Annotated in this window: 18 protein-coding genes; 3 read left to right on the top strand and 15 right to left on the bottom strand. The window is 38.9% G+C overall.

From position 1 onward, the window contains the following. The first annotated feature begins 91 nt into the window (after positions 1-91). Positions 92-1204, top strand: coding sequence for an aminopeptidase (locus IEV52_RS05895; RefSeq protein WP_188401560.1), 1113 nt, complete (start codon positions 92-94; stop codon positions 1202-1204). Between the two features lie 240 nt (positions 1205-1444). Here IEV52_RS05895 and murC read toward each other — a convergent pair whose 3' ends face one another. The 7 genes from murC to IEV52_RS05860 form a co-directional block, all read right to left on the bottom strand. After that, complete coding sequence (gene murC, locus IEV52_RS05890; protein ID WP_188401559.1) at positions 1445-2752, bottom strand: UDP-N-acetylmuramate--L-alanine ligase; 1308 nt, start codon at positions 2750-2752, stop codon at positions 1445-1447. 228 nt (positions 2753-2980) lie between these two features. Continuing rightward, a complete protein-coding gene (locus tag IEV52_RS05885) occupies positions 2981-4078 on the bottom strand; it encodes a nicotinate phosphoribosyltransferase (protein WP_188401558.1) in 1098 nt (365 codons plus the stop codon). 301 nt (positions 4079-4379) lie between these two features. After that, on the bottom strand, positions 4380-7073 hold the full coding sequence (locus tag IEV52_RS05880; RefSeq protein WP_188401557.1) for a DNA translocase FtsK: 2694 nt from the start codon (positions 7071-7073) through the stop codon (positions 4380-4382). A 148-nt stretch (positions 7074-7221) separates the two neighbouring features. Continuing rightward, the gene (locus IEV52_RS05875) at positions 7222-8034 is read right to left on the bottom strand and encodes a DUF1444 family protein (RefSeq protein WP_188401556.1); all 813 of its coding nucleotides are present in this window, start codon (positions 8032-8034) and stop codon (positions 7222-7224) included. 74 nt (positions 8035-8108) lie between these two features. Continuing rightward, on the bottom strand, positions 8109-8534 hold the full coding sequence (queF, locus tag IEV52_RS05870) for a preQ(1) synthase (protein ID WP_188401555.1): 426 nt from the start codon (positions 8532-8534) through the stop codon (positions 8109-8111). Between the two features lie 63 nt (positions 8535-8597). Continuing rightward, complete coding sequence (locus tag IEV52_RS05865; RefSeq protein WP_188401554.1) at positions 8598-8924, bottom strand: thioredoxin family protein; 327 nt, start codon at positions 8922-8924, stop codon at positions 8598-8600. 13 nt (positions 8925-8937) lie between these two features. Continuing rightward, on the bottom strand, positions 8938-9945 hold the full coding sequence (locus IEV52_RS05860) for a PTS sugar transporter subunit IIC (RefSeq protein WP_188401553.1): 1008 nt from the start codon (positions 9943-9945) through the stop codon (positions 8938-8940). Between the two features lie 170 nt (positions 9946-10115). Here IEV52_RS05860 and IEV52_RS05855 point away from each other — a divergent pair, with 170 nt between their 5' ends. After that, positions 10116-12284, top strand: coding sequence for a methyl-accepting chemotaxis protein (locus IEV52_RS05855; protein ID WP_188401552.1), 2169 nt, complete (start codon positions 10116-10118; stop codon positions 12282-12284). Positions 12285-12320: 36 nt separating this feature from the next. On the opposite strand, the gene mltG is transcribed toward IEV52_RS05855, so the two are convergent. From mltG to queD, 6 genes are all read right to left on the bottom strand, one after another. After that, complete coding sequence (gene mltG, locus IEV52_RS05850; protein WP_188401551.1) at positions 12321-13346, bottom strand: endolytic transglycosylase MltG; 1026 nt, start codon at positions 13344-13346, stop codon at positions 12321-12323. A 161-nt stretch (positions 13347-13507) separates the two neighbouring features. Continuing rightward, complete coding sequence (locus IEV52_RS05845; RefSeq protein ID WP_188401550.1) at positions 13508-14020, bottom strand: DUF84 family protein; 513 nt, start codon at positions 14018-14020, stop codon at positions 13508-13510. Positions 14021-14033: 13 nt separating this feature from the next. Continuing rightward, positions 14034-15104, bottom strand: coding sequence for a M42 family metallopeptidase (locus IEV52_RS05840; RefSeq protein WP_188401549.1), 1071 nt, complete (start codon positions 15102-15104; stop codon positions 14034-14036). 84 nt (positions 15105-15188) lie between these two features. After that, on the bottom strand, positions 15189-15860 hold the full coding sequence (gene queC / locus IEV52_RS05835) for a 7-cyano-7-deazaguanine synthase QueC (RefSeq protein WP_188401548.1): 672 nt from the start codon (positions 15858-15860) through the stop codon (positions 15189-15191). Between the two features lie 2 nt (positions 15861-15862). After that, on the bottom strand, positions 15863-16591 hold the full coding sequence (locus IEV52_RS05830) for a 7-carboxy-7-deazaguanine synthase QueE (RefSeq protein WP_188401547.1): 729 nt from the start codon (positions 16589-16591) through the stop codon (positions 15863-15865). After that, complete coding sequence (gene queD / locus IEV52_RS05825) at positions 16578-17060, bottom strand: 6-carboxytetrahydropterin synthase QueD (RefSeq protein WP_188401546.1); 483 nt, start codon at positions 17058-17060, stop codon at positions 16578-16580. The genes IEV52_RS05830 and queD overlap by 14 nt, the downstream gene beginning before the upstream one ends. Before the next feature lie 231 nt (positions 17061-17291). On the opposite strand from queD, the gene IEV52_RS05820 reads away from it, so the two are divergent. Continuing rightward, positions 17292-17600: a PepSY domain-containing protein gene (locus IEV52_RS05820; RefSeq protein WP_188401545.1), complete on the top strand. Its 309-nt coding sequence runs from the start codon at positions 17292-17294 to the stop codon at positions 17598-17600. Between the two features lie 38 nt (positions 17601-17638). Here IEV52_RS05820 and IEV52_RS05815 read toward each other — a convergent pair whose 3' ends face one another. Both IEV52_RS05815 and IEV52_RS05810 read right to left on the bottom strand, forming a co-directional pair. Next, a complete protein-coding gene (locus IEV52_RS05815; protein WP_188401544.1) occupies positions 17639-18175 on the bottom strand; it encodes a hypothetical protein in 537 nt (178 codons plus the stop codon). Positions 18176-18304: 129 nt separating this feature from the next. Then, positions 18305-19147 (bottom strand): YtnP family quorum-quenching lactonase, encoded by an 843-nt coding sequence (locus IEV52_RS05810; protein WP_188401543.1) that lies wholly within the window; start codon positions 19145-19147, stop codon positions 18305-18307. Positions 19148-19176: the final 29 nt, after the last annotated feature.

Genomic DNA, 19176 nt, shown 5'->3' with positions numbered 1-19176 from the left:
ATCACTAAATTCCTTTTCTAGAACATTACAAATTATTTAAATTAAGTTAAAATAAAGAAGATAATAAATACATGTAGGGGGCTTCTTCAATATGAGAGATCCAAGAATTCAACAACTTGCAAAAAATTTGATTACATACTCAGTGAACCTGCAAAAAGGCGAAAAAGTACTTATTGAGAACTTTGGCCTTCAAAAAGAGTTAGTAAACGCTCTTGTTCAAGAGGCATATGCAGCTGGCGGATATCCATTTGTATTGTTAAAAGATCATTCTGTTATGCGTGCTCAGTATACACAAGCAACAGAAGAACAAATGGAGATCATTGCAAAACACGAAGGTGATCTTATGAGTCAGATGGATGCATACATCGGTCTGCGTTCGGGAGACAACATAAATGAAATGTCTGATGTGCCGTCTGAAAAAATGGCTCTATACGAGAAAACTATTTTTGCTATGCACCGCAAGATCCGTATCAAGAAAACAAAATGGTGTGTTCTTCGCTATCCGAACGCTTCTATGGCACAATCAGCAAGCATGAGTACAGAAGCTTTTGAAGACTTTTATTTTGAAGTTTGCAACCTTGACTACGGTAAAATGGATGATGCCATGACCGCTTTAAAAGATCTGATGGATAAAACAGATAAGGTCAGAATTACAGGACCAGGAACTGATCTATCCTTCTCAATCAAAGATATCCCTTCTATCAAATGTTCTGGTCAAAACAACATTCCTGACGGAGAAGTATTTACAGCACCAGTAAAAGATTCTGTAAACGGAACCATCTCTTACAATACACCATCTCCTTATAATGGTTTTACGTTTGAAAATGTACAGTTAACGTTTGAAAACGGGAAAATTGTAAAAGCTACTGCAAATGATTCTGAACGTATTAACAAGATCTTTGATACAGACGAAGGTTCTCGTTATGTTGGGGAATTTGCAATCGGGGTTAACCCGTTCATCAAGCATCCAATGAAAGATATTTTGTTTGATGAGAAAATTGATGGAAGCTTCCACTTTACTCCAGGTCAAGCGTATGAAGAAGCTTACAACGGAAATGAATCAAACATTCATTGGGATATGGTTATGATTCAGCGTCCTGATTACGGCGGCGGAGAGATCTACTTTGATGATGTATTAATCCGTAAAGACGGTGTATTCGTACTGCCTGAACTAGAGCAATTAAATCCGGAGAACTTGAAGTAAAACAAAGAGACCCATAAAGTCAGATATCGGCTTTGTGGGTCTATTTTTTTGATTGGGATTTGGATAAATTTTGTCGATAATCGGATAAATAAAAAATATCGTGGAATTATTGCTCTTTTGTCTGGATATTTTCTAATCTTTTGTGGATAAAATCAAGATTACCGTGAAATTATTTTGATGTGTTCACTTTCATCTAAAAAATAAGGGTCCGACTTTTAAATTCTAAGCCAGACCCTTTTATTATGGAGTTGCTGTCAGAGTTTCTTCGTAAGCTCTCTGGAATTTCTGGATATCTCCAGCTCCCATGAATAATAACACACCATCGTTATACTTCTTGAGTACATCAACGTTATCTTCAGAGATCAGCTCTGCGTTCGGAATTTTTTCTTTAAGATTTTCGATCGAAAGATTTCCTGCATTCTCTCTTGCAGAACCGAATATGTCACAAAGATAAACGTGATCTGCTTCACTTAAGCTCTCAGCAAACTCATCTAAAAATGTTTTCGTCCTTGTGAAGGTATGAGGCTGGAATATAGCCACTACTTCACGATTTTTATATTTATACTTAGTAGCCTCTATCGTTACTTTAATTTCTGTTGGGTGGTGAGCATAATCATCAATTAAGATCTGATCACCGATAGACTTTTCAGAAAACCGTCTTTTTACCCCTGTAAAAGTCTTTAACTGTTCTTTAATAATATCCATCGGCAGTGCCTCGTAGTGACAGATTGCAATAACAGCAAGTGCATTCAACACATTATGTGTGCCATACCCTGGGATCTGAAACGTTCCATAAAACGTGTTTCTTACAAATACATCAAACGTTGTACCTTCATCTCCACGCTGAATGTTTTTAGCTTGGAAATCATTATGGTCACCGAAACCGTAAAACACAACCGGAACCTGTGCATGAATTTCCTGAAGATTTGCATCATCACCACATGCGATGATCGCTTTCTTAACCTGCATGGCCATTGATTGAAAGGCACTGATAACATCTTTTATGTCAGAGAAGTAATCAGGGTGATCAAAATCAATGTTTGTAATAATCGCATAATCAGGCTCATACGAAAGAAAATGTCTGCGATATTCACACGCCTCAAACACAAAATATTCGCTGCCTTTGCTTCCTTTCCCAGTTCCATCTCCGATTAAATAAGATGTAGGCTTTGCTGCACCTACTACATGTGCTAGCAATCCGGTTGTCGAAGTTTTTCCATGAGAACCTGTAACAGCAATAGAAGTAAAGTTAGATAAGAACTCTCCTAGGAAATGGTGATATCTATGAATAGGTATGTTCTTTTCATTGGCAGCTTGAATCTCTTCATGCTGCTCACCAAATGCGTTGCCGGCGATAATTGTTTGATCCTCTTGTACGTTATTTTTGTCAAACGGTAATACCGGAATTTTTTTTTCTTCAAGTGCTGCTTGTGTAAAGATATGTTGTTCAATATCAGATCCTTGTACATCATGACCAATGTCATGAAGGATTTGTGCCAGCGGGCTCATTCCTGTCCCTTTAATTCCAATAAAATGGTATTTTGTCATGTATAGCCCTCCACAAAAAGAACACCTTCTAAAAGGCCTATTTGTATTATTATATGCCTGATGTATGGTTTGGTTATTTATGCACATTCAGGCTTGATTCGGAATACTTGAATCATTATAGCAAAGTTGGAGTCTCATCACCATGATAGCCAAATGATAAACATCTAATAGACCGTTCTACTCTATACTTACCTATTTTGCCCAACTTCTCAAAAAATCATGATATCCCTACTCTACCAGCTCTAGCCTTGGGTTATGACGATAGATTCTGCCTGCTTTTGCTTGATGCTGATCATTCATCATTACATTATCTCCTGTAAAACCTATGTTAATTTTCAACAGGTTACTTCCAACGCCATAAATATCCACAGGGACTCTTTGTTCCTCAAACTGCTCGATTCGTTCCTTTTTAAATCCGCCGCTCACCACGATTTTTACATGGTGAAACCCTTCATCATCAAGCGCTTTTCGAAGAGCAAAGATTAATTCGGGGTTTACTCCTCTTGGATCAAAAGAACCTAACACATCAGGATTTCTAAAAAAGTATTGATCGACCATTGTTCTTGAAGTATCAACCCTTACCCCTTTTAGCGTTTCCCCAAACTCTCTGGCTACTTTAAGGGCATCTGTAATCACATCATTGTTATAATCAACTAGTGAGATCAAATCATCCTCTGGATATTTTGCATGATAAGCTTTCGTAGCTTCAACAATATCTCCGTTAAAAATCTGTATGAGTGCGTGAGGCATCGTTCCCATGCCTTTTTTGCCCCACCATTCGTTCATCGCATGTGTAGCCTGAGCTGTTGATCCTCCAATATAAGAAGCATAGCCATCTCCTGCTTGCTGGGCAAAATGATCGTCTCGATCACCCATGAAGATTACAGGCTTTTGAACACCTGATTTACTCGCAGCTTTTACTACATTATAAACATTCGTTGCAACTGAAGTTCTTCTGGCTAGAATTCCATCAATCATTCCCTCTAAGAAACCAAAGTTCTGATAGGGTCCCTTTATTGTTAACACTGTTTCGAATGGAGAGATTTTATCTCCATCTTTTAGTGAGTAAATCTCCAATGAATCTGGGTCTTTCGCAAATGTTTTTATAAGTGCAATCGCTTCATCTGAACCGCACAGAACGGCTTCGCTTTTTTGAAAGAATTGCATCGTTACGATGTTATCTGGTTTAAAAGATTCTACTATCTCACATGTTTTTAGAAAATATACAGCAGAGAACCAGCCCTCTTTGATTCGTTCATCAAATTTAAATGTTTTATTTGTGAGCCGCTTGATCTTACCTTGCAGCTTTAGTTCTATTTCTTTCATCTATTTACTCCTCATGACTTTTTCCATGGTATAAAACAGAAGGGAACTATTCCCCACACTATAATAGCTGACAAGGTGCAATAACTCAAGAAAATCATTTGGTTATGAGCCTTTGCTATAGAGTCCGGATCTATTTAACAGGCAGATAAAAAGCAAAAAGGGTTGAAGAATGCAATCTAATGGAAAATGCTGATAATTTCTATTTTAGCCGAAAAATCTAAATTTCGGTTAAAGCCATAGAAATCAGGTTCCTAAAAAATTCGTATAAGAAAAGAGCTGGTTTCGTTACCAGCTCTTACTATTAATCAACTTGACTATATAAACGGTTTTCCAGTTCTTCATGCGTTAAAAGAACATGCCTTGGTTTGCTTCCCATCGCTTCTGATACTAAGCCGAAGCCTTCCATCATATCTACAAGTCTGGCAGCACGGTTATAGCCTATTCTAAACCTGCGTTGAAGACTCGATGATGAGGCTGCACCGACTTCTATTACATAAAAACATGCCTCTTCAAAAAGTTCATCTTCTACTTCTGTAGTTTGCTGATGCTGGATCAGCTCTTCGCGGGTAAAAAGATAATCAGTTTGATATTCTTCTTTTACGTATCGAGTCACTTCTTCAATTTCCTCATCTGATACAAACGTTCCTTGTATCCGGACAGCCTTATTCGATCCATTTTCCATAAAGAGCATGTCCCCGCGTCCTAATAATCGCTCAGCACCGCTCATATCGAGGATGGTACGCGAGTCAATAGCTGACGAAACTGCAAACGCTGTTCGTGTTGGTACGTTTGCTTTAATGAGTCCCGTTATAACATCAACTGATGGACGCTGAGTAGCTAATAGCAAATGGATTCCGCATGCTCTAGCTTTTTGTGCGATTCGGCAGATGGCTTCTTCGACTTCTTGAGGTGATACCATCATCAAATCGGCAAGCTCATCGATCACCACCACAATATAAGGCATCTTATTTTGATAGTGTCGCTCTTCTTCCATCTTTTGATTGTATCGTTTAATTTCTCGAACGCCTGTTTTTGCAAATTCTTCGTAACGTCTTTCCATTTCTTCGACTGCCCATTTCAAAGCGGCAGTAGCTTCTTTTGCGTCTGTAATAACAGGGGTTACTAGATGTGGTATGTGATTGTATGGAGCAAGTTCAACCATTTTAGGGTCTACCAGCAATAATCTCACATCCTCTGGCTTTGCTTTATATAGCAAGCTTACTAGGATAGAGTTGATACAGACACTCTTACCTGAACCAGTAGCTCCTGCAATTAATCCATGCGGCATCTTTTGCAGATCGGTTACAACCGGTGCTCCTGAAATGTCCAACCCAAGGGCAACTGTTAAGGAAGAAGCCGATTCCTTAAAAACATCATGCTCTATGATCTCACGCAGAAAGACTGCTCTGCTATGCTGGTTCGGCACTTCAATACCGATCGCGTTCTTTCCTGGTATCGGAGCCTCGATACGAATGTCGCGAGCGGCCAGACTTAGTTTGATATCATCTGTTAAGTTCGTGATCTTGTTAACTTTTACACCCGGAGCAGGTTGTACTTCAAATCTTGTAACCGCTGGCCCTTTTGTCATATGAACCACTTTTGCGTTCACATTAAAATTATCAAGGGTCGACTGCAATGTTTGTCTCTGTTCATTTAGCCAAAGATCATCATCTTCGAGTGACACCTTAGCCTTGTTTAGAAAAGACAGTGGTACGAACAGTTGATTTTCACCATTTGAAACCTTTTCTTGATCATTTCTTAATGAAGGTACAGCTGGTTTGTTTTCTGGTTGCGGCTGTACTTTATTGGCATATGTTTTTCTATCCTTTTTAAGCATTAGGACATTGAATGGAACATACTGCCCTCCACTTTTGGCAGACTCTCGTTTTGGCGGAGAAGCTGTTCTATGTTCATCCTCTACAAAAGTGCTTTCATCGTTGTATACCTTTTTTTCTTCAACTTCTTCTACAAGTTGGTCCAGCTCTTGAACCTGAAGCTCGTCGTTGAATCTTTCATTCGAAGAGATAGGTTCTGTTCCTTGTGAAGGTTCTTCAGCAAGATCCTGTTCTTGCTTCTGGATTTGGTCAGGTACAATTTCCGATTCTGTACGAACTTCATTAGGCGTATAATGCTGCTGAATTTGCTCATCAGGTTGTTGAACGTTAAAACGCGGAGCTGCTTCAGCAACATGTTCTATTTCCTGCTCTTGTTTCCATGCCGAATCATGCAGATCAGAAGGTATTATTTCTCTATTTTCTTCTAATGCGATTAACTTTTCTTTAGCACCAGCTGGTAGTGTTTCTTCAACCGTTTTTAATAATTCTTCTGTCACCGAATCTTTCTGAGGGATATCTCTGCCTATAAATAGGATGCCCTCAGGTTTTCTCTTACCAAATCCATATACAGGAGATGGTACATCTGTTGGCGTAAATCTTGATTTAACTTCAGAAGACACTTCCTTAGTCTCATTGGTTTGTTTAGCAGCATTTTTATCCCGTCTTTCGAATCCATAAACAGGAGATGGCACATGTGTTGCCTTAAAAGCTGGCCGTTTTTGCTCTGAATTCATGTCGGGCGATTTGCCTGGCAACCTTCTATTCTCGCGATTCTGCGGCCTTTCCTCCCGAACTGACCTTTCTTCTCGATAAGACCTTTCTTGCCGAACCGGTTCCTTGTAATGGCTGGTTTCCCTAGGCTGATATGTATGGCGCTGCGGGGACGACTTCATTGTTTTTTCATCTGGTATAACAGGAAAGCGGAACGGTGCGTTCTCAGGATACTTATGCAGCATTTTAGCAGGATGCTGTATACTCGTTTGGACAGTTCTCTTTCCATTATTCGTGAAAGCAGCAGGTCTTGTCTTAGATGTTGCATTATTTTCTTCTGAAAAACGCTTCTTTTTTACAGGTTGTTCTTCTTGCTCCTCTTCATAGTAGTAGTCATCATCATTTTCATCATCAAAAAACGTATTCATTAATTTTTTTATCCAACTCATTTTCTCACCTATTTCTGTTGGGTTGTTTCTTTATTGTAGCGAAAATAGAAGAGAAACAATAGTATAAATATCTATTTGCAGCACATACATTCAAAAGGCTATAAGAAATAAAAACCACTAGATGCTCTAGCGGCTTTTTTATTATATATCACTCGTTTGTTTCATCTTCTATTGGTTTATTTTTGGCTAAAATAAAGACTGGTTCAAGTTCCCTGTTTTCATAAATAAAAGGCAGGGCGGTTACAGGTACACGGCCATTCATAAAGAATTGCATCGCCATTTGAGCTAAGATATCATATCCTTGTTTGTTCTTAATATCCGCTATGATAAGTACATCCTGATGTGGTACAGCTACAGCCATCTCGCCTGTGATCTTATTTTTCATTTCTTCTAAGAAATTTATATTTAGAACACGGCTCGCATCGTATCCATCATTATGATTTAAAAAGTAAAAAGTATTTTCGGCAACCTGATCCTGTTTATAGTCTGTTGATAACCGCTTTACATTAAAGCGCGCTGCATCCAGAACCTGAGACTCCACCACTTTTAACTCCTTCATTTTATCATTCGTTAAAAGTTTATAGGTTTTGCCTAGGTCTAAAGCATAATATATTCGTGTTTCAGCAGTATGCTCCTGATAAAAGAGAGCCTCACCCTCTGGTGTTTCATGAGGAAAAGATGCGGAACGGATAACTGGAAAGATACGTGATAAAACATTGTCATCTGCTTTTTGATGTATAGCGTTCAATCCTTCTTCCACATAATATACAAGTTCTTCAAGAAGCTCATCTTTTTCCTTTGCCCAGCGTGCACTGAGCCCTCCTAGTGAAAGAGAAACACCTTTACCTGTTTTATTGTCTGTTATTCTTAAGGTTTCTTCGTCTCTATCATACACAATCTCACGTTCAGGACTAGACAGTCTTTCCTCGAGAGCCTTTTTTAGTTTGATTGAACTACTCATGAAATAGATCCTCCCTTCCATTTTAGAACGTCTTCTTTTAACGTGAAAAACCTCCTAAAGGAGGTTTTCTGCAATTATTTGTTGCTATCTTCTTTATATTCTACGACTACTTCAGTTCCTAGTCCGCCACGAGCATTCCAGTTTCCTGTTACCTTGATATACTTAGGTTTTAATAGTTTGACTAGATCTTCCAAAATTCGGTTCGTAGCATGTTCTTGATAGATCCCGACGTTACGGTATGAAGTTAGATAATACTTTAAGGACTTCATCTCCACGAGATCTTCATTTGGAATATAGCTGATGATAATATCTGCAAAATCCGGAAGACCAGACCAAGGACATACAGATGTAAATTCAGTAGTAGGAATCGTAACCAACGTATCTTTTCCTACATATTCGTATGGAATCGTTTCTAATATATCAACCAGGATTACGTTTTCATCTTGTATATCGAATCGAATACCTTCATATTTACTATGGTTTACTTCAACTTTAGCCATTATGAGTAACTTCCCTTCACTTTAAAAGAATCATTTTTTGCTATTATAACATACTCTTTTATACTATTTTGAAGGAATGTTCAGCTCTTCTAAAAAAGAAACAATCTGCTCTTTCGTCTTTCTTTCTTTATTCACATATCGTCCGATTTCTTCTCCATCTTTAAAAGCTAAGAAACTCGGAATACCAAAGATATCAAGCTCCTGACAAAGCTCGATCAACTCATCACGATCTGCATAAACAAATTGATAACTTGAAAACTCTTCCTCAATTTCAGGAAGTATTGGTTTGATCACTACACAGTCAGGGCACCAATCCGCTGAAAAGACAGCTATTGTAACACCTGATTTAATGGTTTCCTTAAATTGTTCAATTGATTTTATGTTTTCCATTTTTAAAAACTCCTTATTGATTCAGCTTCATATCGCCAAATTTTATATAGCCTTTTTTTCTTAGCCATTCTGAGAGTAGAAGACTTATGATCATTGGTCCTGCAAAATGCAAAATAAATATAGCAAGAAACGTTTCAAAGGTAAAGCCCATTGTCCTGAGAGTCATAATTTGCCCTACAAGGCCACTTGTACCCATTCCTGCTCCAGCCGGAATATTTTCCATTCCGAAATAAATGATACCTATCGGTGCTAATATGATTCCAGCAGCTGTAGGCGGGATCAGGATAAATGGATTCTTCACCACATTTGGAAATTGTAGTTTTGATGTTCCTATGCCTTGTGTAAACCAGCCGCCAAATCCATTTTCCCTAAAGGAACTAGTGGCAAACCCAATCATTTGAGCTGCGCATCCGATCGTCGCTGCACCTGCCGCAAGTCCTTCAAGCCCTAGCATCATTGCTATAGCAGCTGAAGATATCGGTCCTGTTAGTGCGAATCCCAATAAAACTGCAACTAGAATCCCCATGATCAATGGTCTTTGTTCTGTCGACCACATCACGACCTGCCCAAATGCTTTCATAAATTGATCGATTCCCGGTCCTATGAACGTAGCAACTGTGTATCCGGTTAAGATTGTCACAGCAGGGGTTACCAAAATATCAAACTTCGTTTCCTCTGAAACCAGCTTTCCTATTTCAACAGCTATAACTGCCGCAACATAACAGCCTGCAACACTTCCTAGCTCAGCTCCTGCTGCACCTGCAATTCCAGCTGAAAAAATAACGAGTGTGGGTGCTTTTAATCCATATGCAACCGCAGTACCTATAACAGGACCCATTAAACTCATCGCCAGTTGTCCCATCTCTATAAAAAAAGGTAGGGAAAGCTGCTCACCTATCGTTTTAAGTATTAGGCCAACTATTAGAGAAGCCATCAGCCCTAGCGCAAAATATTGAAATCCCGTAATAAAATAAATTTTTGGAGATAGACTGACTCCCTTTTTATGTAAGTAATTCCTCATGATATATACTCCTTCTATCTTTCAGTTTTCACCATGTCCCTAACACATTATAACTTGTTTCACCATGGTGTAAAGACACGTGTAAACTTCAGTGGGTTTTATCTTATGTTTTTTCATAGTAACTCAAAGTTATTTAAATAAAGCCGATAAAATGTCAGGGGGGAATTCATATGAACATGTCGATTAGAAAAAGAGTTCGGCTGATGCTTCTTATCAGTTTAGCCGGAATGTTACTATTACTTGCATTTATTGGATTATTTTTATGGCAGAACACCCAAATGGAAAATGAAAGAGAACATGTGCAACAATCGTTACTCTCCAGTAACAGCATTCGCAGTTCGTTTAATGAAGTACGTAAACTAGAACAAGAATACTTAAGAACACCGAGCGCAGATTCCAAGCAGAACGTACTTACCTTTCTAAAAAATTTGCAGAATGAAACAAGCAAGATCGCAAAGGAAACAAACCATCCAGCTTTAGAAGGAATTCAAAAGGATCTGGCTGCTTATCAGACTTCATTTAATTCAGCTACAGGACTTATCACCCAGCTCACATCTTTAAAACAGATAATGTCCGAGACATCCAATGAATTTGCAGAAACGGTTAAAGGGATGAACGATTCAGCCCTGCTCATAACACTGCTTCAGATGCAGACGTATGAAAAGGATGTTCATATTAAATACGACAGCACATCTGTTAAGAACTTTAAAGAGAGCGCACAGGTTTTTGACCGGATGCTGGATGAAAAAAACCTGCCTGCTGAACAATTATCAGATTTCAAATCAAAATTGTTAAAGTATACAACTTCTGCAGATACGATACAAACTATTACCAAGAAGATTGACGATGACGTTAAAACGTTCGAGAAAATTGCAGGAGTAGTTGATCAGTCTACTGAAGATGCTGAGAAGAACTTGCTCAAAGAGACAGAAGAGCTTAGCAAGAAGCAAAAGTCTGTTAAGTTCTGGCTTACGATCAGTTTAATCGTTCTTAGCTTGCTTATCCTTGGAGTTCTAAGTGTTCTTGGTATCTGGCTTCTTCGCTCTATACAATCTTCTATCACTGTCCTGAAAGAAGGGGCATCTGTTATTGGTGAAGGAGATCTTTCCTACCGTGTCGAGACGCAGTCTAAAGATGAGATGGGTGAGTTGGCTCAAACATTTAATGCGATGGCAGAGAAAATGCAAAAATCAATGACGGAAGTTAAATTTGCAGCAGAAAAGCTAACAGGCTCTTCTCAAAACCTAGCAGCCGTATCAGAAGAAACAACCGCTCAAAGTGATGAAGTAACAGAAGCGATCTCACAAGTGGCAACTGGAGCACAAAGTCAGGCAGACCATCTGCAAGAATGCACTCTTTTATTATCAGGTGTTACAGAGTCCATCAAAGAGACAGCCATTATAAGCGATGCGATTGCTCTAGATGCTCAAAACGCTGAAAACGAAGGAAAAGCAGGTTCAACCATTGTTCATCAATTGAATACGCATTCTGAAGCTTTCCTTGAATTGGCTCAAAGTCTGATCTCTGAGATTCAGCATGCGAGCCAACAATCAAAACAGATTAATTCTATTGTGAAAACGATTCAAGAGATAGCAGGAAGTACAGATCTGCTCGCATTGAATGCGGCAATAGAATCCGCTAGAGCAGGAGAAGCCGGAAGAGGGTTTTCAGTAGTGGCAAGTGAGGTCAGAAAACTTGCGGAACGCTCAAAGAATGAAGCACTTAGAATCCAGCAGCTCGTCAAGTCGATGACAAGCCAGATGGAATTATTATCCAAAGAAACCGTTCGTTTTGAGCAATATCGAAACGATCAAGTTGAATCTGTTCAACAGACAGAAAAAGCGTTTAGCAGTATCATTCATAATGTGTCACAGATCAATGGCAGAATCAATCAAGTGAAGGGTGCCATTACCCGAGTTGAATCAGCCAAGGAGAATTTATCTGAGAAATTATTTGAAGTTAGTGCGATATCTGAGGAATCCGTTGCAACAAGTGAACAAGTAAGTGCTTCAAGCATTCATCAAAAAGAAGCGATTCATCAAGTTAACTTGGCAGCAACAGAACTACAGGAAATTGCGCTTACCCTTCAGCAAGAGGTTGATCAGTTCCAGCTAGGCGAAGATGTGATCACCCTTAATGAGAGTGGAAATATAGAATTTATGGACAATTGGGAAGAAGCTGCAGCTGCGTCTGATGCAGTTGAATCCGAAGAAACCGAAGATGTAACTAGTGATCTGGAAATTGATGATTATATGGCAGAAGCAGAAACATGGGATACCGATCATGAACAAGAGGATCAAAGGAACAAACATTTAATTAATGAAGAAATAAAAGATTAATCTTAAGACGAGCCCCGGTGATTTCTTCACCGGGGTTTAATAATTCCCACTTAATCGAGTGTATTTTTTATGTTCTCTATATGTCTTTGAAAAATAATGACTCCAAGTACCATCCTGTTTTGCAACAAAGTAATAAAAATCGTGCTGTTCAGGGTCTGCTGCCGCTTCTAAAGAAGGAAGGTCCGGACTTGCTATAGGTCCGGGCGGAAGTCCTGAGTTTATATAGGTGTTGTATGGACTCTTAATTTTTAAGTCTTTTCTTTTAAGAGCTGCTTTTGGTTTATCCAGCAAGTATTGAACCGTTGAACAAGATTGTAATTTCTTCTTTTCTCGGATCCGGTTTATAAAGACGCCTGCAATTGTTCTCTTTTCTTTATTTAATAATGCTTCTTTTTCAATAATGGAGGCCAATGTGATCATTTCATAAGGTGTCTGGTTGGTAGTAATCGTTAGGTCTTCCATTTTTTCAATCATCCGCTCGGTCATCTGGCGGATGACCTCTCCTTCATCCATCTTCTTTTCAAAGAAATAGGTATCCGGAAAAAGCAGACCTTCTACAGCATATTTTGTTTCAAGATTTTGCTTTTCATCATTAAGCTGCAAACTTTCTCGCTGTTCTTTCGTAAGGGTGTTTAACGTTTTTGCTTTTTCAAGAAATGCAGTTCGATCTACAATTTCTTTTTCACTTAATCTATCTGCAAGTTCAATCACCGTTAGCCCTTCCGGAACAATAACTTCATTTGCCTCTGTTTCGTTCTGTAACGTAGAAAGATCAGCAAATATTTCGTTAAAGTCAGACCCTTGCTTGATCGTATGCTCTCCTGCAGCAATCATTTCTTTTTTACCCGTTAATGTTCCATATAAAGAAAAAAGAAAAGAATTGTTTATAAAACCTTCATGCTGAAGCTGCTGAGATAATACAGAGTAATCACTATTCGCTTTTACGATAATCGATTTTTCTGCTGTACCTTTTACAGGTTTAGCTTCATAGATAACCCACGCAATAAAACCTGCCAAAATGAAGAAAAAAATGATTAAGATGCTCTTTACAGATCGATTCATAAAAAAGCCGCCTTATTTTTTTGTTTCTAATCTGCCCAGAACACATTTGTTCATTCCTTGCTATCGTATCTTTTGTACAAAAAGGGCTGACAACTGAGGAGTTACCTTCATTGCCAGCCTTATAATAACATTTATGTGTTTTATTGTTGTCGGTTTATATCTTAACGGTTAAGATGATAAACATATTGCCCTAAAAGAATAGTGGAAATGTGCAAGAACATTTCACTTCTCGTTAGCATGCCGCTTGTGAAGACACCGATCGCGCCATCCTTTTTTCTGATCTCAGGATCCTGTGTGAATTCGCCCATGAGCGTGCCAAGCTCCTGCCCTTGCTTTAGACCCTCGACTATAGAGAGAGGAAGCAGAATGCGTGCACCTGCAGCAGAGAAGACATTTCCGTCTTTATCTGCAACAGCTCCCCAATTACAAAGGTACATGCCATCCTCCATTTCCATCACACCACCCTCAAATCCAAGTCCGATGGATGCTCCTTGCTTTACGCAATCTTTGGCACGGTTAATAGCCCCTTCCTTTGTTTCTTCATCGGAAAAAGGCTGAGCTGAAACTAAGGAGTCAGAAGAATATGATAGCAGTTCAGCTTCTTTAAAGTAGGCTAAAAACGGATCAGCTGCTTTAATTTTCGCAGGATTTGAAGACCCCATTCCAATTTTCATAACGCACTCATCCTTAACTGTTTTCTAATATCGTTTTAAGTGTTGATTCATCTGCAGATTTTACAAGTTTAACAAGAAGTTCTTTTGCAGCAGCATAGTCATCAACATGGATTATTGAGGCATGTGTATGTATATATCGAGAACAGATCCCGATTACTGCTGAAGGTACACCATTTCCTGAAACGTGAACACTTCCTGCATCTGTACCGCCTTGAGAGATGAAATATTGGTATGGAATATTATGCGTTTCAGCAGTATCCAGAATGTATTCTCTCATCCCTCTATGAGTCACCATCGTTCTGTCTAAGATACGTAATAATGCTCCTTTACCAAGCTGACCAAATTCACTCTTGTCCCCCATCATGTCGTTCGCTGGGCTTGCATCTAAGGCGAAGAACAAATCAGGCTGAATTAAGTTTGCAGCTGTTTTTGAGCCGCGGAGACCTACTTCTTCTTGTACTGTAGCTCCACTGTATAGTTCGTTTGGTAAGGTTACATCTTCTAATTCTTTTAAAAGCTCAATAGCAAGCCCTACACCATATCGGTTATCCCAAGCTTTTGCCATGATCTTTTTTGGGTTTGTCATTGGTGTAAAAGGACAGATCGGAACAATTTGCTGACCAGGTCTTATCCCCATGCTATGAGCCTCTTTATCATCATCAGCACCGATATCAATATACATGTTTTTAATGCCCATCGGTCTGTTTCTCTGATCTTCAGAAAGAAGGTGTGGAGGTGTTGAACCAATAATACCTGTAATTACATCTCCTTTATCTGTATAAATGTTCACACGCTGTGCTAAAAGCACCTGGCTCCACCAGCCGCCTAATTCCTGAAATTTAAGCATCCCGTTCTTTGTGATCTTCGTAACCATGAATCCTACTTCATCCATGTGTCCAGCTACCATGATCTTAGGACCGTTTCCTTTTTTCACACCGAATATACTGCCAAGCCCGTCTTGAATAATTTCGTCTGATACAGGTTCGATTTCCTTACGGACAAAATTGCGGATATCTCGCTCAAAACCTGGAGCACCAGGCAACTCGGTCAACGTTTTAAACAAATCGAGTGTTTCTTTATTCATATAAAAACAACCCCTTCTAATTGATCCTATGTACACATTTATTGTACACCTAATCAGAAGGGGTTTTCTAGGTTTATGAATGTTCTAGTTTTCGTAGGGAATCGGGTCTTTGGCACCCGCTTCTTTAAAACCTTTTAAACGCAAGACACAGCTGTCGCATTTGCCGCAGGCAGTTTCTTTTCCATTATAACAAGACGTTGTTAATCCATAGGGAACGTCTAGTGACAATCCTTTTTCGATCGTATCTTTTTTGGAAAGATGAATGAGCGGTGTTTCTACAGAAATGTTCTTTCCTGTTACACCGGCTTTAGTAGCCAAATTGATCGTCTCTTCCATACTCTGGATAAATTCAGGACGGCAATCCGGGTAACCGCTAAAATCAACAGCTGATACTCCCGTATATACAGCAGTTGCTCCGATTACTTCGGCATAAGCACTGGCAAGAGAAAGAAATATCATGTTTCTTGCAGGAACATACGTGACAGGAATACCCTCTTCTGCCTCAGTTGGGACATCCAACTTCTCATCCGTTAGGGCACTTCCGCCGATATCTTTTAAAAACGTGAGATCTACAATCCTATGATCTTCCACATTATAAAATTTCCCTACTTCTATCGCTTGTTCTACTTCACGGTTATGGCGCTGACCGTAATGGAAGGTGATCGGGTACAGGTCGTAGCCTTCTTTTTTTGCTATGCCCATGCAGGTTGTACTATCAAGGCCTCCACTTAGAACGATTACTGCTTTTTTCTTCATCTTTAAACCCCTCTCTCCTCTGGATGCCAGATTACCTTATGCAACTGCAGACTTAATTTAGCATTAGGCAACGGATTTGCTAATAAAAGTTCAACAAGTCGCCGGGGAGGCATGCTCTCCCAAACAGGACTTACACAGATCTGCCCGTTGCGATAGTGCTCTCCTACTACTTGTTTTGTAATTTCAAAGTCTTCTTCTGACCCTACTACAAATTTTATTTCATCTTGATGCTGAAGTTCTTTAAAATTACCCAAGTTCATTTTATCCATCTCCCCTGATGCAGGGAGCTTATAGTCCATAACAAATCTCATTTTTCTTTGAAGTTCAGGATGAGAGTTGCGCAGATTTTCAAACGGTTGCAAATCTATAGCACCATTTGTTTCGATATGAATATCCACAATGTGGTCTATGTCTGCCATGGCCATAAGAAGAGCTGCAGATTTTTCGCGATGGATAAGAGGCTCACCACCGGTAAAACATATACGGGTTGACCGATATGATTTGATCGCAGCAACGATCTCTTCTATCGTTGCTTCAAATTCAGGTTTTGCTGGTGCATAGCTATACGTTGTATCACACCACGTACATCTTAGATTACAGTGAAATACTCGAACAAAAACGGTGGGATAACCTGCCTGGAGTCCTTCACCTTCAACCGTTTCAAATATTTCGACCATCGGAACTTTCCAATGTTTCCATACATCTTTTGATGGCAGATTAAATGTTTTCATTTTCCACCATCCACTCTCTTTTTAGTAATGCAAAACTTGTAGGTGTTTCATATAATTTAAGTTCTTCTAGACGATGGCCTCGTTTAGAAAGCCCGCGCTCTTGCAGTTCATTGTCGATCTGCTCCCATATCCATACCACCATATTTTCAGCAGTTGTATTCATAGCAGGAAGAACTTCATTTAAGTAACGATGATCCAGTTTGCTGTCAATCGCTGTTTTAAAAATTTCCTTAATCTCTCCAAAGTCTACTGAGATGCCAATTTCATTTACAAAACCGCTCATTGTTATTACAAGCTTATACGTATGGCCATGAAGGTTTTTGCATTTTCCTTCGTAAGCATGTAAATGATGTGCCGCATCAAATGTAAATTCTTTGCATACTGCAACACGTTTATTATGATACTTTAACTGTTCGCGCTGAATATCGCGACCTAGTATTTGAACATCCGATGGAATCTTATAAGTCATTCCTGTTCATCCTTTCATTGGAGCACGAAAACAAAAAACTCTCTGCAAACGCAGAGAGTGTAAAAGATCATTCTTCACGCTCCCTAGTTTTGTTTTAAGAGGGGTGGGAATTTCGAACCCTCCAGCTTTATCATGTGTATCTTATCAAAAACAGACAAGAAAAAGAAGGCTTTTCTTTGTTATACTAAAAAATAGAAAAGAAAAAGAATTTTACATAAGGTGGGAAAATGAATGAATTGGAGAAACCTGATTCTGTCAGGCCTTACTGGGGCTGTGATAGGTTATGTTATTACAAAAAAGCAGACCGATTCCTTGACACCAGAAAAAGCATTAAAGCTATTAAAGGAAAAAGCAAGTCAGCATTATAGCATTACAGGTGCATGGATCGTTGTGAATCCTGAAGACACAAGCGTACATGGACTTCCCTATTCGGTCTACAAGGGCGGATTCTCTCACTCAATGCCCGGCAGTGAAGCTGTACATTATGAGTTTTTAATCGATGCTGGCACAGGCACAGTTTTGCAGCTTATCCAAAAATAAAAAAAGCCCTTAGGTCCTTACCTAAGGGCTTCAACAAATTAACGATACAATTTTGTTTGGTTATATAGATTGTTCTCAATCTTAAATTTAGTAGTAAGATATTGACGCTTTTCCCAAACGGTTAAAATAAATAAAGGAATAACGATCAACAGGAATAATAGAACTGTAACAACCACCCAATCCATATGTGTTCCAAGATCTGATTCATGTGATTTTTTATAGTCCTGAATTTTTGAGTTCGCTTTAGCTACTGCACCTTCCGCTAGAAGTTCGTTTTTGTCAGCATCATAAAAAACAACTTCTGTGTGATCGAAATAAAAGATGTTATCTCGAACTGTTTCATACTCTGCGATCGCAACTGTTACTTCCGAAGCGTCTAATTCCGCATCTTCATTCGGAAAAGTCTCAATTTCTGATAGTATTAATGAACCTTCTTTAAAATCTTTGTGTTTACTCTCAATACCTTTTTCAATTGTCTTTTTCATTTCATCGGTCGCTGTTTCAGCTGATACAAAAGAACCCATTGATAAAAACAGTGCTAAAACGGTAAAAATGGCAACAAACTGTTTTTTCATTTTTTAATCCCCTCTCATTTTACCTCTCATAGATATAAATAAAAATTGATAATTGCATGCCTATCATATTTTAACATATCCTGCCGTTTTCGACATTCACTTGAAAATGGAAAAAATGTGTCGATTTTTTCACATTTTTGGTGAACGCGGGACTCGTTCCAATAACTGTCCATCACTATCCCATTTAACAGCTCGATAGATACAATCATGATAAAAGAAATACCATGTATCTGGCTTGATCCATTTTTGCTTTTCATATATTGAAGTCATTGGATAATCATCATAAGCAAGTACCCAAAGCGGGTTATGATGAGCATGTGTTGGCATGATATCACCTAAATGATATACCTGTTCTCCACTTTCTAATGTCAGCTCAACAATAGAATGACCATCACTATGCCCGCCTGTATGGACCATTCTAATTCCTTTTAACGGTTCTATCTCTTCTTTGAATGTTTTAACTTGGTGCTCAACAGGCTCCCAATTTTCTTTCCAATATGTATTTTGTGATCGTATATTTGGGTTCTTGAGTTCGTTCCATTCTGTTTCTGACGTATAAATAATAGCGTTTTCAAAAACAGGTACTAATTTTTCACCTTCCCAACGAGAAAGACCGCAGGCATGATCAAAATGCATATGTGTCATCAATACGATATCAATATCACCTGTAGTTAATCCTTCTTTCTCAAGGCTTTTCACTAGTTGTGATTCATCAGTAACTCCATAATTTCTTTTTTGTTTCTCTGTTAATTTACCAGAACCGATTCCTGACTCAATTAAGATATTTTTCCCGTCAAATCCTTGAATTAAAATGGGTTCTGTTCTCAGCTCAATCTGGTTTCTTTCGTTAACAGGATATTTCTTCTCCCACAAAGGTTTAGGCACTACCCCAAACATAGCACCGCCGTCCATATGGGTTACGCCACCGTCTAACCAGCTAAGTTTTAGATTTCCAATTTCCCACTTATCCATATCCCTATCTCCTTTCTTTTCTTATCTCT

The organism is Fictibacillus barbaricus (assembly GCF_014635025.1).
GTDB classification, from domain to species: Bacteria; Bacillota; Bacilli; order Bacillales; family Fictibacillaceae; genus Fictibacillus; species Fictibacillus barbaricus.
This window is presented reverse-complemented; position numbering and strand designations above follow the sequence as displayed.

Excerpts from the sequence above, each read along its gene's own strand:
- IEV52_RS05810 (WP_188401543.1), bottom strand. The coding sequence starts at position 19,147 with ATGGATAAGTGGGAAATTGGAAATCTAAAACTTAGCTGGTTAGACGGT.
- queD (WP_188401546.1), bottom strand. The coding sequence starts at position 17,060 with ATGACTTATAAGATTCCATCGGATGTTCAAATACTAGGTCGCGATATT.
- IEV52_RS05840 (WP_188401549.1), bottom strand. The coding sequence starts at position 15,104 with ATGAATAAAGAAACACTCGATTTGTTTAAAACGTTGACCGAGTTGCCT.
- IEV52_RS05895 (WP_188401560.1), top strand. The coding sequence starts at position 92 with ATGAGAGATCCAAGAATTCAACAACTTGCAAAAAATTTGATTACATAC.
- IEV52_RS05820 (WP_188401545.1), top strand. The coding sequence starts at position 17,292 with ATGAATTGGAGAAACCTGATTCTGTCAGGCCTTACTGGGGCTGTGATA.
- queF (WP_188401555.1), bottom strand. The coding sequence starts at position 8,534 with ATGGCTAAAGTTGAAGTAAACCATAGTAAATATGAAGGTATTCGATTC.
- queC (WP_188401548.1), bottom strand. The coding sequence starts at position 15,860 with ATGAAGAAAAAAGCAGTAATCGTTCTAAGTGGAGGCCTTGATAGTACA.
- IEV52_RS05860 (WP_188401553.1), bottom strand. The coding sequence starts at position 9,945 with ATGAGGAATTACTTACATAAAAAGGGAGTCAGTCTATCTCCAAAAATT.
- IEV52_RS05855 (WP_188401552.1), top strand. The coding sequence starts at position 10,116 with ATGAACATGTCGATTAGAAAAAGAGTTCGGCTGATGCTTCTTATCAGT.
- IEV52_RS05815 (WP_188401544.1), bottom strand. The coding sequence starts at position 18,175 with ATGAAAAAACAGTTTGTTGCCATTTTTACCGTTTTAGCACTGTTTTTA.
- murC (WP_188401559.1), bottom strand. The coding sequence starts at position 2,752 with ATGACAAAATACCATTTTATTGGAATTAAAGGGACAGGAATGAGCCCG.
- IEV52_RS05885 (WP_188401558.1), bottom strand. The coding sequence starts at position 4,078 with ATGAAAGAAATAGAACTAAAGCTGCAAGGTAAGATCAAGCGGCTCACA.
- IEV52_RS05845 (WP_188401550.1), bottom strand. The coding sequence starts at position 14,020 with ATGAAAATTGGAATGGGGTCTTCAAATCCTGCGAAAATTAAAGCAGCT.
- IEV52_RS05875 (WP_188401556.1), bottom strand. The coding sequence starts at position 8,034 with ATGAGTAGTTCAATCAAACTAAAAAAGGCTCTCGAGGAAAGACTGTCT.
- IEV52_RS05830 (WP_188401547.1), bottom strand. The coding sequence starts at position 16,591 with ATGAAAACATTTAATCTGCCATCAAAAGATGTATGGAAACATTGGAAA.
- IEV52_RS05880 (WP_188401557.1), bottom strand. The coding sequence starts at position 7,073 with ATGAGTTGGATAAAAAAATTAATGAATACGTTTTTTGATGATGAAAAT.
- mltG (WP_188401551.1), bottom strand. The coding sequence starts at position 13,346 with ATGAATCGATCTGTAAAGAGCATCTTAATCATTTTTTTCTTCATTTTG.
- IEV52_RS05865 (WP_188401554.1), bottom strand. The coding sequence starts at position 8,924 with ATGGAAAACATAAAATCAATTGAACAATTTAAGGAAACCATTAAATCA.